Origin of the sequence: Lentzea sp. NPDC060358 (assembly GCF_042725365.1) — a bacterium.
GTDB lineage: Bacteria > Actinomycetota > Actinomycetes > Mycobacteriales > Pseudonocardiaceae > Lentzea.
Genome location: NZ_JBHXCW010000086.1, coordinates 18,310 through 30,023, shown reverse-complemented (window position 1 = coordinate 30,023; position 11,714 = coordinate 18,310). Strand labels below are relative to the sequence as shown.

Below are 11,714 nucleotides of genomic sequence, written 5' to 3'. Positions count from 1 at the left end.
GGTTGCGGAACGTCCTCGCTGGGCTGCGCATCAGTGGGCCGTGAGCCCACCGTCCACGACGAGCTCGGCGCCGGTGACGAACGAGGACTCGTCGGAGGCGAGGAACACCATTGCGCCCGCGATCTCCGCGGGGCGGCCGGCGCGCCGCATCGGCGTGCGCACGATGTCGGGTTGGCGGTCGCCCTGCTCGTCCAGGATCGTCTTGATCATCGATGTGACGATGACGCCGGGGTGCACGGAGTTGACCCGCACACCGCGCGTGGCGTACTCGACGGCGGCGGTCTTGGTGAGCAGCCGCACCGCGCCCTTCGAGGCCTGGTAGGCCGCTGCGGCGCCGCTGCCGATCAGGCCGAGCACCGAGGACGTGTTGATGATCGAGGCGTTGCCCGAGGCGCGCAGCAACGGCAGGGCGGCTTTCATCCCCAGCCAGGTACCGGTTTGGTTGACCGCGATCACCCGGTCCCAGGCTTCCTGCCCGGTGTCCTCGATACCCGGCCAGTCCACGATTCCGGCGACGTTGACCAGGACGTCCAAGCCACCGAACCGCTCGCGCGTCCGCTCGACCACCGCCTCCCAGGCGGTGGGGGAGGACACGTCGAGCTCCGCCACCAGCACTTCGGCTCCTTCGCCTTCGAGGCGTTCGGCGAGCTTCTCCAGGCGTGCCGAGGTGATGTCGGTGATGACCACGCGCGCGCCTTCGCGGGCGAAGAGTTCGGCGGTGGCTTCTCCGATGCCACCGGCCGCTCCGGTGATCAGGGCGATCTTGCCGGTGAGACGGTCGGACATGGTGTTCTCCTGAGGTTCGATGGTGGTCAGGCGGCGGTGTAGCCGCCGTCGGCGGCGATGACCGCGCCGGTGACGAAGCCGGCTCGCGGCGAGGCGAGGAAGCCGATGACCTCGGCGATCTCCTCCGGCTGCCCGACGCGGCCCAGCGGGTGGAGGTGGCCGAACGAACGCAGGTACTCCCTGCTGTCCGGCCGGAACGTGTCGAGCAGATCGGTCTCGACCACACCGGCGGCCACGGCGTTGGCGCGGATGCCGTGAGGTCCGCCCTCCAGCGCGAGCACCTTGGTCAGCTGTGCCAGCGCGCCTTTGGTGGCCGAGTAGGCGGCGGCCTGGGGCAGGCCCACCAGGGACACGATCGAGCCGGTGAGGACGATCGAGCCGCCGCGGTCCCGCATGACCCTGAACGCTTCGCGAGCGTGCAGGAACGTGCCACGGGCGTTGATCGCCATCAGCTCGTCCCACTCGTCCGCCGTGGTGTCGACGACAGGCTTGTTGATCGACCGCCCGGCGTTGCCGACGAACACGTCCAGCGTCCCGAAGCGCTCCACCGCTGCGGCGACCGAGCGCACCGCGGTCTCCTCCTGGGAGACGTCACCGACCAAGGTGGACACCCGGCTGAACCGGTGCCGCAGGTCGTCGACCTCCGGGCGGATGTCGGTGGCGAGCACCGAAGCACCGCGGTCGTGCAGCCAGGCGACGGTGGCGGCACCGATCCCTCTCGCCGCGCCGGTGACCAGCGCGACCGTGCCCTCGAGCTCGCGGTGCACGGGGTTGTCGTTGTTGCTCATGCCGTCGAGAGTCGAGGACGGCCGCGGCGGTGTGCAGGACGTCGTTCGCCTGGGTGTGACACACCCAGGCAACCAGCTCCACGAGTGCTTAGGCTGATCTGATGAGCGGTGGAGAGCTGGGTGACTTCCTGCGGGCACGCCGGGCCGGGCGTTCTCCCGAGGACGCGGGCGTGCGGTACTCGGGCCGGCGCAACGTGGCCGGCCTGCGTCGCGAGGAGGTGGCCGTCCTCGCGGGTGTCAACGTCGACTACTACACGCGGTTGGAGCAGGGCCGGGAGCTGCGGCCGTCACCGCAGGTGCTCGACGCCCTCTGCCGGGCGCTGGACCTGGACGCCGACGCCCGCGAGCACCTCTACCGACTGGCTCGTACGGCACCCGAGACGGCCCCGGCCCCGGCACGTGCGGTGGTCAGCCCCGAGCTGAGGCAGCTCATGGACGGCTACCCGCACACTCCCGCGTTCGTGCTCAGCCGCACGCTGGACGTGCTGGCCACCAACGCCTTGGCCGACGCGTTGTTCTCGCCGTTCCGCGTCGCCGACAACCTCGCCCGGATGACGTTCCTGGATCCGGCGGGCAGGGAGTTCTACGAACGCTGGGACTGGACGGCGCAGGCCACCGTCCGGAACCTGCGGATCGCCGCCGGGACGGACGATCCCGGTCTGAGCGCACTGGTGGCCGAGCTGATCGAGGGAAGTGAGGAGTTCCGCGTCCTGTGGGAGACGCACCAGGTGCGTGGCAAGACCCGTGAACCGAAGCACCTCGTCCACCCCGAGGTCGGGCCGCTCACGCTCACCTACCAGGCGTTCGACGTGCGCGACGCGCCCGGCCAGCAGTTGATCATCTACCACGCCGAGCCCGGTAGCCCGAGCTCGGACTCGCTCGCCTTGCTGAGCAGCCTGCACGTCACGGCCGGACGGACAACTCGGTCACCTCGCTGACGGGCCTGACCTCTGGAGTGTCGCGCGTCCGCTGACCGCGAGACCGGTCCGGACCGGTCCGGCAGGGCGTGTCCATCGAGCCACGCCTGCGCGATGACCCGGCACGCGTTCCTGTCGGTCTACGAACGCCGGCTCGACCAGGCAGCGCCGATGCTCGACCTCGCCCGCCGGGGCGACCTGGGTCTGTCCACCCGGCAACGGGTCGCGGTGGTGCAAGCCGAAACCCACCCCGGTCTCGGCGACCTCGAGTCGTGCCAGCGGGCCTTGGACGTTGCCGAGGGTGTCCGGGCGCTCAGCGGCACCGTGCACAACGGGGAGTCATCGATGAGTATCGCCGTGTGCCAGCGCTAGTCGGTGTGTTGCTGCTCCATCACCAGGATCGCCCCGCCGGGTTCGCCCTCGTTGCTCCGCAGCGAGCTGCACACGACCCGGACGACCACCTCGCGGCCGCGCCGGTTCACCGCGCTCAGCTTCACCTCGTCGATGAACGCGGGGTCGGTCAGTGCCGAGCGCACCACCGGGCGGAGGTCGGCCACCGGCAGGCCGATGTCCAGGTTGAGCAGGTGCTCGCCCTCGGCCTCGTCGCGGCGCACGCCCCACAGCTCTTCGGCGCCCCTGTTCCAGGTGAGCACCCGCATCTGCAGGTCGAGCACCACGACACCGGCGCGCAGCGAGGTGAGGATCGACTCCAGGAACTCGTTGACCTGGTCGAGCTCCGCGCTGCGTTCGCGCAGGGTGTCGTTGATGGTCTGGAGCTCGTCGTTGGTGGACTGCAGCTCCTCGTTCATCGTCTCCAGTTCCTCGTTGGTGGACTGGAGTTCCTCGTTGGTGGTCTCGAGCTCCTCGACGGTGAACTGGAGCTCCTCGTTGGTGGTCTCCAGTTCCTCGTTGGTGGACTGGAGCTCCTCGTACGCGGACTCCAGCTGGCGGTTCGCGTACTCGAGGTCCTCGAGCAGCCGGCGCGCCGACGTCACGTCGTGGAACACCACCGACACGCCCAGCAAGGTGTTGTCGACGCCGATGAGCGGGTTGACGTGGATCTCGAACCACAGGGACTCACCGGGCCCGCGCAGCCACTCGACGTCCTTGACGCGCAACGGCTTGCGTTCCATCCGGGCTTGCTCGACGTACCCGCGCAGCTCGACGGGGCGGTAGGAGAGGTCGAGGTCGCGCAACGGCCTGCCGACGTCCTTGGTCGACAGGCCGAAGGTGGTCTGCGCCTGCTGGTTCGCGAGCGCCACCACGTCGTCCGCGGTCACGACGACCTGGGCGACCGGACTCGCGGAGAACGCGTGCTCCCGCAGCGCGTCGATGCCGCCGACGTCCACCCTGCGGTCGTGCACCACCGGGTGGGAGATGAAGGTGGCCGCGCTGCCCACCCCGTTGGGCGCCTTGCGGAAGATGCGGCGTTTGAGGTCGATCGGGTCGAAGATGCGGCTGTGGCTGAGCAGCATCTCGGCCTTGCCCAGGAACAGCACGCCTTTCGGGACGAGTGCGAAGTGGAACCGGGCGAGGATCTTCGACTGCGTCTCCTGGGTGAAGTACATCAGCGTGTTGCGGCACACCAGGAGGTCGATGCGGGAGATCGGCGCGTCCTGCACGAGGTCGTTGCGGCCGAAGATGACCGAGCGGCGCAGGTCCTTGCGGAAGCTGTAGCGGCCGTTGTGCTGCTCGAAGTACTTCGTGGTGATCTCCGGCTGCAGCGACTGCAGGTCGCGTTCGCCGTAGTTGGCGAGTCGCGCCTGGCCGAGCGCCTCGTCGTCCACGTCGGTGCCGTAGATCTTCACCTGCTGCCGGAACCGCTCCGGTCCCAGCGCCTCGGCGAGCACGATCGCGAGGCTGTAGGCCTCCTCGCCGGACGCGCAGCCGGCGCTCCACACCCGGATCGGGTCGTCCGGTCCGCGCTCGGCCAGGATCGCGGGGACGACGTCCTCCCGCAGGTACGCCCACGCCTCGGTGTCGCGGAAGAAGCTGGTCACATTGATGAGGATCGTGTTGAACAACGCGCTGAACTCGTCGGCGTTGACCTGGAGCTGGTCGATGTAGTCGGTGTAGCTCTCGATGCCGATCTGGCTCATCCGGTGGCTCACGCGCCGCTGCAGGCTCGTGCGCTTGTAGCCGGTGAAGTCGAAGCCGCGCGACTCCTTGAGGTAGAGGAGCACTTCCTCGAACTCGTGGTCGGTGCCAGGGAGACGCTCGTTCACGCGGCAAAACTACCGTCTCGGCCCGAGAGCCAGGACAGCCCACACGACCTTGCCACCATCGTATGAGGGCATGGTGCCCCAGGCGACGCTCGTCCGGCCGACCAGATCCAGTCCCCGGTGCTGCGCCGCGGACCTCGTCACCGGCGGTTCGGGGTTGTCGTCGCGGACGGCGAGGGACAGCCCCGAGGCGCGCAGTTCGATGCGCAGCGCCGGTTCCGAACCCGAGTGCCGGACCGCGTTCTCGACGAGCTCGCTCACCACGAGCAGCGCGTCGTCGACCAAGCCCGGAAGCTCCCACTCGGCGCAGGCGACACGGACTTCCTCGCGGGCGATGAGAGCCGCGACGAGCGACTTGGGCAGGGTCAGGCGCCGGTAGCGCCGCAGCGGCGGCTGCTCGGCGCGGTCGAGCGTCGCCTCCAGGTCGGTCGCGGTGGCCACGTGCCGGGTCACGCCGCTGCGCCGGAGGTCGCTGTGGTGCTCCTCGGTCTCGGCGACGAGCACCAGGGGCACGCCGGGCCACTGCGAGATCCGCATCCAGACCGTGGTGAACACCGCGAGCATGGCCCTGCTCGCGGACTCGAAGTCCGGACCCAGGCGGACCACGATCGCGAGCGGTACCGCGGCCGCCTGTTTGAGCAGCCCGTCGCGCAACGCCGCGTAGGTGGACAGGTCGAGCCGCCCCACCGGGGTCGCCACGACCACACCCGCGAGCTCGCTCGTCCGAACGCAGATCTCCGTCACGCGCCGGCGTCCTCCCTCAGCTCCGGGCTCAGCAGGTACTTGCGCAGAACGGCCGCGGCGGCGAGCGCTTCTTCCTCCTGGTTGTCGTACCGCGAGGCGACGAGCTCACGACCCGACTGGCGCGAGTGCGACGCCATTCGCCGCGCCAGCGCCGTCTTCTCCTCCAGCGTCCGCAACGCCATCCACAACGCCCGCTCCAGACCACCGTTGTAGGCGTCGAGCAGCGCGTCGGGGGTCCAGCCGTGGCCGACGAGGCAGCGGTACTGCCCGCTCTCGCTCGGCAGCTCGACCAGCGAACCCGCGCAGTCGGGACAGGTGAACGTGGTCTTGCGGCCGTGCCGGGGAATGTCGCCGGCTTCGGCACCGGCATCGTCGCGGGACACCTCGACCTCCATGCGCAGAATCTCCGACGGCGGAGCGGCGGCGTCGTCCGAGCCCTCGCGGACGCACCGGGCGACCAGGTCGCCCATCTCGGCGGCCGGGACGACGTGGTCGGCTTCCACGTGCCGCAGCACGCTGTCCGGCATTCCCGGGTACAGCGCGCCGCCGGGGGACTGCACGACTGCCAGCCCACCCCTGTTCTTGATCGCGACCATGCCGGCGGTGCCGTCGTCCAGCGCCCCGGACAGCACCACCCCGACCACGCCGGCGCCCCGCGCGAGTGCGGCGGAGCTGAACAGCACGTTGACCGCCGGGCGATGACCGTTCTCCGTCGGCCCCCTCGACAGCCGCAGCACGCCGTCCTGCACCACCGCGTGGTGGTTCGGGGGCGCGACGTAGACGTGGCCGTGCTCGACCACCGTGCCGTCCTCGGCCGAGGAGGCGGGCAGCTTCCCGCACCGGGCGAGGATCGCCGGCAGCGCCGAGGAACCACCCGCGGGCATGTGCAGCACCACCACGACCGCCGCCGAGAGGTCGGCGGGCAGGCCGGAGACGAAGGCGCACAACGCCTCCACCCCACCGGCGGAGGCTCCGGCCACTACCAGGTCCCGTTGCACCGAGTGCTCCTCTGCCTCGTCATTCGAGTACGGGTACCCCGCGTCCCCAGGACGACACGTCCGGCGCGGGTTGGTCCGTTCGGCTCGGGAACCGGCTCCCAGGTCGACGGCTCCGCCGGACAGGAATACGGTCGAGAGCTACCGAACACACCGCCACGGCCGGGTTCAGCAGGCAGCCCCGCCAGATGTGGCGTCACCCCCGCGAAGGATGCCGCATGCCTGAGGAAGATCTCGACAAGATCGTGTCGGTGCGCGTCGACGGTCACGGTGCCGCCGTGATCGTCCGGATCGCCGGCGAGATCGACGCGCTGACCGAGTCGACCGTCCGGAAACCGCTGTTCGCCTGCCTCGCCGCGAAACCACCCGCGGTGGTGATCGATCTGGAAGGGGTCACCTTCATCGGGTCGACCGGCCTGCGTCTGCTCGCACAGGCCTGCGAGCAGGCCCGCCGCGACACCGTCGCGGTGAGCATCGTGGCCACCACGCACGCCGTCCTGCGGCTGCTGGAGATCACCGGTCTCGACGGCCACCTCCCGATCACCGGCTCCGTGCGGGACGCGCTCGCCGGCGCCACCGCGAACGCCGACGCGGGCTGATGACAGATCTCTGGGACGACCGGCGGTTGTGGTGCACCGCGGACGAGCGCGACGGGTGTGCCGTGATCCGGCCGGAGGGCGTCCTCGGCTACTCGACCTACGCGCTGCTGCGGGACTTCATGCTGAAGTGCGCCGTCGAGGAGCCCCGCGCGCTGATCGTCGACCTCAGTGCGGTCGCCATCGCCACCAGCACCGTGCTGAACGTGTTCACCACGGTCTGGTTGCGCATCAGCGACTGGCCCGCGCTCCCGGTGCTCGTGGCGTCGGGGCCGGCGCACGCCGAGCTGTTCCGCCGCGCGCCCGTGCGGCGCTACGTCGGGGTGTTCGGCGACGTGGACGAGGCGCTGGCGAACGTGGACCGGCCGCAACCACGCCGGCGCGCGCACCGCGTGCTGCCGCACGACCCGGCGAGCCCGCGTGCGGCCCGCCGGTTCGTCGCGCGGACCTGCACGGAGTGGGAGCTGCCGGACCGGCTCGCCCAAGACGCGGTGCACGTGGCGTCGGAGCTGGTGCAGAACACGATCGCGCACACCGGGTCCGAGGTGAGGCTGCGGCTCGAACTGCGCCGCGGCCGGGTCACCGTGGCGGTGGGTGACGACGATCCGGCGCCGGCCGTGCTCGCCGACCCCGGCGGCGACGCCGCCAACGCGGGGCGGGGCGTGCACATCGTCACGCAGCTCGCGCGCACGTGGGGGTGCGTGGTCGACCGGTTGGAGAGCCGGAAGACGGTGTGGGCGGTGCTCGGCCCAGCCTGACCGGGACGGGGTGCCGGCCGCTCGGCGACTGTGGCGCGAAACCCCGGGCGGGCGCCCGTCGTCGCCCGGCCGCAAGACTCCGCGTGCGGCGCCGGCCAGCCCGACCGAGTCAGGTGGTCGGCCGCTCCGCCGCCGCCGTGCGGACTCGGCGCAGTGCCAGCTGCGCCTCGATGCGCGCGATGAGTTCCCGCGCGGTGAACGGCTTCATGACGTGGTCGTGCGCGTCCGCGGCGCGCCCGCCGAGCTTGTGGTGCGCCGCGCCGAACGGGGTCAGCAGGATGACCGGTATGCCGCTCAGAGCGGGGTCGGATCGCACGCGTTCGACGAGCCGGAGGCCGTCGTGCCCCGGCAGACCGGCATCGCTCACGATGAGGTCGATCCGGCGGCCCGTCAGCTGGGTCAGCGCCTTCTCGTCGTTCGCGGTGACGTGCACGTCGTACTGCTCGTCCAGGACGCGTCGCAGGTAGGCGCGCATGTCGGCGTTGTCGTCGACGATGAGCAGGGCGGCTCGTCCCGGCCGCGCGGGCGGGTGCGATGCGCCGGGCTGTTCTTCCGCGGCAAGCCAGGACTCGGCCTCCTCCGCGAACGCCTGGCGGACGCGCGCCGCGCTGTCGGGTCGGAGGGCGCGGGGTTCGCGCTCGCTGTGGGCCTGGACCAGCGGGATCCACACGGTGAAGGTGCTGCCGGTGCCGGGCACGCTGCGGACGCGGATGCTGCCGTGGTGGCCGTTGACGAGCTGGCGGACGAGCGCCAGCCCGATGCCGGACCCCTCCCTGCTGCGCGCTTTCGCGCCGTGGACGCGGTGGAAGCGGGTGAAGAGGTGCGGTATCTCGGCGTCCTCGATGCCGCAGCCGGTGTCGGTCACCGCCAGCTCGACGTGGCTGCGTCGCAGCCGCACCTCCACGGTGATGGCCCCGGCGAAGGTGTGCTTGAGCGCGTTGGACAGCAGGTTCAGCACGACCGTCTCCCACATGGCCGGGTCGAGCCGTACCGGGCGGTCGAGCGGCGGGCAGTCGGTCACCAGCCGCAGGCCCGCCCGCTCCACCGCCGGGCGGAACACCTCGGTCAGCTCCACGGTCAGTCCGGCGAGGTCGTCGACGTCCACCGGGTTCCCGGCGCCGCGGCCCTCGTCGAGCTCGGAGAACGCGAGCAGGGTGTTGACGAGCCGCAGCAGGCGCACCGCGTTGCGGTGGGCGATCTCCGCGACCTCGCGGTGTTCGGGCGGCAGTGTGGTGAGCTGCTCTTCCAACGGCAGCAGCAGGAGCGTCAGCGGCGTGCGGAACTCGTGGCTGATGTTGGCGAAGAACCTGGTCTTGGCGCGGTCGAGCTCTTGGAGCGCCGCCACCTGGTGCTGCCGGTCGCGGTGGACGCGCGCCGTGGCCAGTGTGGCGGAGACCCGCTCGACGACGAGGTCGAAGAACTGGCGGTAGCTGTCGTCCAGGGGCGCGTGCGAGTTGACGCCGAGCACGAGCAGCGCGGCGGGGACGCCGGCGCGGACCGGGCCGACGGGCAGGATCAGCGCGGTGTGCGGCGCCTGCGGCCACGCGCCCGACACCAGGTTCGGGAACCTCGTGTCCAGGTCCTCGACGACCTGGGGCGCCGCCTCGCGCATGCAGGCGTGCAGCGGCCACGCGGCCGGACGGTCGCTGGTGACGATCGGGTCCAGTGCCGGGCTGTCGTCGGGCAGGCCGGTGGAGGCGGCCAGGTGGGCGCGCACGCCGCGGTCCTCGACGAGGTAGACCAGGGCGAACGGCATGTCCTGCGGATTGGCGGCGACCGCCCGCATGAGCCACTGGCACACCTCGCGGTCGGACGTGGTGTCGTCCACTTCGCGCGAGGTGGCCGAGAGCCGGTGCAGGGTGGCGAGGCGCCGCGCGTCGCGGACCTGCCGGGTGGTCTCGACGAGGGTCGCCAGCACACCTCCGACCCTGCCGCCGTCGCGGACCGGGCTGTAGGCGACGGTGGCGAACACCTCCTCCAGGTGTCCCGACCGGTTCACCACGAACGCCTGGTCGACCAGTGACACGGCCGTCCCGGTGTCCATGACCTGGCGCAGCGCGGGACCGAACGTCCCGGCGGCCTCCGGCCACACCTGGAACACCGACCGCCCGAGCGCGTCGGGATGGCGTGCGCTGATGATGTCGCTGTAGGCGTCGTTGTACAGCTGCAGCAGATCCGGTCCCCACATCAGGTCCATCGGCACCGGGTTGGTGAGGACCATGGCGACGGTGTCGCGCAGCACGGACGGCCACCGGTCGACCGGACCCAGCGGGGTGGCGCCCCAGTCGGTGGCGCTCATGAGGCGCCCGACCCGTCCGCCCGAGGAGAACATGGCCTCCGTGGCTCACGGCGGCGGTGGGCACCGGACGGCCGGATCCGACCACCCGGTCCAGCAGGTCGGGCAGCTCACCCAGCGGCAGCACCAGGTCCGCGACGCCGGCGTTGATGACGGCGGAGGGCATGCCGAACGCGGTCGCCGTGACCTCGTCCTGCACGATCACGGCGCCCCCGGCCTCGCGGACCGCGCGCGCTCCCGCCGTGCCGTCGTTGCCGAGCCCGGTCAGCACCAGGGCGAGCACGTGCGCGCCCAGCGACCCGGCGGCCGAGGCGAACAGCTCGTCGACCTGGCCGCGCGACGACCTGCCGGGCATGGCCCGCAGGGTCAGGGTCCCGTCCGGTTCCAGTCGCGCCTGCGTCCGCCCGGGGCAGAGGTACACGTGCCCCGGGGCGAGCCGCCCTCCGTCGGTGGCCCACTCGACGGGGTGCCGCGAGACCCTGCCGAGGATCGTGGCGAGGTGGCTCACGCCGGGGCCCAGGTGCTGGGCGACCACGACGGGTGCCGGCAGGTCGGTCCGCAACCCGCCCAGCAGCACCTGCAGCGCCTCGGCACCACCGAGGGAGGCGCCGATCAGCACTGCGTGGTAGCGCGCGGCATCCGGGTCCACGCCGTCGAGCGTATTCCTCCGGCGCGGTCCGTCCACGCGAAGACGAACCCGTGCCGGCGTGGCTCCGCGCGTTTCGGGCCGACCCGCTCGGGAAGTTCCGGAGCGGAGCGCGGGGAGGCTGATGCGCGTGGGTGATGAGCTGCACGAACTGGCCGCGGCCCTGGGAGTGGCGACCTGCTACGGCGGCGTCGGCGGAGAGCGCGTGGCGGTCGACCCGTCCGTGGTGCGCGCCGTGCTGACCCAGCTCGAGGTGGACGTGTCGAGCGCGTCGGCGGTGCGCGGCGAACTGACGAGGGCCCGCGATCGCCGTGCCGCCGGCGCGCTACCGGATGCCGTGGTGCTGACCGGCCGCCAGGCGCTGGAGCTGCCAGGCCGTGGCGTCCTGCACTGCGAGAGCGGCAGGGAGGTCCCGGTGACGGGCGAGCTGCGGGCCGACCGGCTTCCGCTCGGCGTGCACGCCCTGGACTCGGGCGGCAGGCGGGTGGCGTTGCTCGTGGTGCCGCGCGGTGCGCCGACACCCCCGCCCGCCTGGGGCTGGACGGTGCACCGACGACGAGGTGGGGGAGCAGGTCGTCGACGAGGGCGACAAGGGCGGTGGCTCCGACGGCCTGGAGACCGATGACGCCGGCCGGTTGTACCTGACGGACTTCGAGCACGACGCGGTGCTGCGCAGGCTGCCGGACGGCACGTTCGAGACCGTCGCGCACGACCCGCGGCTGCTGTGGCCGGACACGATGTCGGTCGCCGACGGCCAGCTCTACGTCACCGCCAACCAGCTGCACCGGCAGGCCAGGTACCAGGGCGGGCAGGACCGCAGGCAGAAGCCCTACCACCTGTTCCGCGTGCCGATCGACGCAGGACCCGTCCGGCTGCGGGCCGCGGGAGGAACATCACGAGCCTGACGCAGGACCACGACACGGGAGCAGGGTCATCGCGGCCAGGAAGGTCGCGCCGACCCGTCCC

The 11,714-nt window shown here is 71.6% G+C and carries 12 protein-coding genes and 1 pseudogene; 6 read left to right on the top strand and 7 right to left on the bottom strand.

Features of this window, described 5'->3' with window-relative positions; translation table 11 throughout:
• Window positions 1-30: 30 nt before the first annotated feature.
• Window positions 31-786 carry an SDR family NAD(P)-dependent oxidoreductase gene (locus tag ACFWGZ_RS19820; RefSeq protein ID WP_382452998.1) on the bottom strand — a complete coding sequence of 252 codons (756 nt, stop codon included), beginning with the start codon at window positions 784-786 and terminating at the stop codon, window positions 31-33.
• A 26-nt stretch (window positions 787-812) separates the two neighbouring features.
• Complete coding sequence (locus ACFWGZ_RS19815; protein ID WP_382452997.1) at window positions 813-1,574, bottom strand: SDR family NAD(P)-dependent oxidoreductase; 762 nt, start codon at window positions 1,572-1,574, stop codon at window positions 813-815.
• A 101-nt stretch (window positions 1,575-1,675) separates the two neighbouring features.
• Here ACFWGZ_RS19815 and ACFWGZ_RS19810 point away from each other — a divergent pair, with 101 nt between their 5' ends.
• Both ACFWGZ_RS19810 and ACFWGZ_RS19805 read left to right on the top strand, forming a co-directional pair.
• Window positions 1,676-2,512 carry a helix-turn-helix transcriptional regulator gene (locus ACFWGZ_RS19810; RefSeq protein ID WP_382452996.1) on the top strand — a complete coding sequence of 279 codons (837 nt, stop codon included), beginning with the start codon at window positions 1,676-1,678 and terminating at the stop codon, window positions 2,510-2,512.
• Between the two features lie 93 nt (window positions 2,513-2,605).
• Window positions 2,606-2,863 carry a hypothetical protein gene (locus tag ACFWGZ_RS19805; RefSeq protein ID WP_382452995.1) on the top strand — a complete coding sequence of 86 codons (258 nt, stop codon included), beginning with the start codon at window positions 2,606-2,608 and terminating at the stop codon, window positions 2,861-2,863.
• Here ACFWGZ_RS19805 and ACFWGZ_RS19800 read toward each other — a convergent pair.
• From ACFWGZ_RS19800 to ACFWGZ_RS19790, 3 genes are read right to left on the bottom strand one after another with little or no spacing between them, the layout of a single operon-like run.
• A complete protein-coding gene (locus tag ACFWGZ_RS19800) occupies window positions 2,860-4,716 on the bottom strand; it encodes a CheR family methyltransferase (protein WP_382452994.1) in 1,857 nt (618 codons plus the stop codon). The genes ACFWGZ_RS19805 and ACFWGZ_RS19800 overlap by 4 nt on opposite strands.
• A 9-nt stretch (window positions 4,717-4,725) precedes the next feature.
• Window positions 4,726-5,457: an ATP-binding protein gene (locus ACFWGZ_RS19795; RefSeq protein ID WP_382452993.1), complete on the bottom strand. Its 732-nt coding sequence runs from the start codon at window positions 5,455-5,457 to the stop codon at window positions 4,726-4,728.
• Window positions 5,454-6,455, bottom strand: a complete 1,002-nt coding sequence (locus tag ACFWGZ_RS19790) for a chemotaxis protein CheB (RefSeq protein ID WP_382452992.1) — start codon at window positions 6,453-6,455, stop codon at window positions 5,454-5,456. Before ACFWGZ_RS19790 ends, ACFWGZ_RS19795 begins: the two co-directional genes overlap by 4 nt.
• 215 nt (window positions 6,456-6,670) lie before the next feature.
• Between ACFWGZ_RS19790 and ACFWGZ_RS19785 the strand changes: the two genes are divergently transcribed.
• Together ACFWGZ_RS19785 and ACFWGZ_RS19780 are read left to right on the top strand one after the other, a co-directional pair.
• Window positions 6,671-7,051: an STAS domain-containing protein gene (locus ACFWGZ_RS19785; RefSeq protein ID WP_382452991.1), complete on the top strand. Its 381-nt coding sequence runs from the start codon at window positions 6,671-6,673 to the stop codon at window positions 7,049-7,051.
• The gene (locus ACFWGZ_RS19780) at window positions 7,051-7,806 is read left to right on the top strand and encodes an ATP-binding protein (RefSeq protein ID WP_382452990.1); all 756 of its coding nucleotides are present in this window, start codon (window positions 7,051-7,053) and stop codon (window positions 7,804-7,806) included. Before ACFWGZ_RS19785 ends, ACFWGZ_RS19780 begins: the two co-directional genes overlap by 1 nt.
• Window positions 7,807-7,915: 109 nt before the next feature.
• Here ACFWGZ_RS19780 and ACFWGZ_RS19775 read toward each other — a convergent pair whose 3' ends face one another.
• Together ACFWGZ_RS19775 and ACFWGZ_RS19770 are read right to left on the bottom strand one after the other, a co-directional pair.
• Window positions 7,916-10,105 carry an ATP-binding protein gene (locus ACFWGZ_RS19775; protein ID WP_382452989.1) on the bottom strand — a complete coding sequence of 730 codons (2,190 nt, stop codon included), beginning with the start codon at window positions 10,103-10,105 and terminating at the stop codon, window positions 7,916-7,918.
• Window positions 10,106-10,259: 154 nt separating this feature from the next.
• A pseudogene (locus tag ACFWGZ_RS19770) lies at window positions 10,260-10,679 on the bottom strand (chemotaxis protein CheB); the annotation flags it as partial.
• A gap of 193 nt (window positions 10,680-10,872) precedes the next feature.
• Between ACFWGZ_RS19770 and ACFWGZ_RS19765 the strand changes: the two are divergent.
• Both ACFWGZ_RS19765 and ACFWGZ_RS19760 read left to right on the top strand, forming a co-directional pair.
• The gene (locus ACFWGZ_RS19765; protein ID WP_382452988.1) at window positions 10,873-11,373 is read left to right on the top strand and encodes a hypothetical protein; all 501 of its coding nucleotides are present in this window, start codon (window positions 10,873-10,875) and stop codon (window positions 11,371-11,373) included.
• Window positions 11,309-11,653 (top strand): hypothetical protein, encoded by a 345-nt coding sequence (locus ACFWGZ_RS19760; protein ID WP_382452987.1) that lies wholly within the window; start codon window positions 11,309-11,311, stop codon window positions 11,651-11,653. The genes ACFWGZ_RS19765 and ACFWGZ_RS19760 overlap by 65 nt, the downstream gene beginning before the upstream one ends.
• Window positions 11,654-11,714 lie beyond the last annotated feature (61 nt).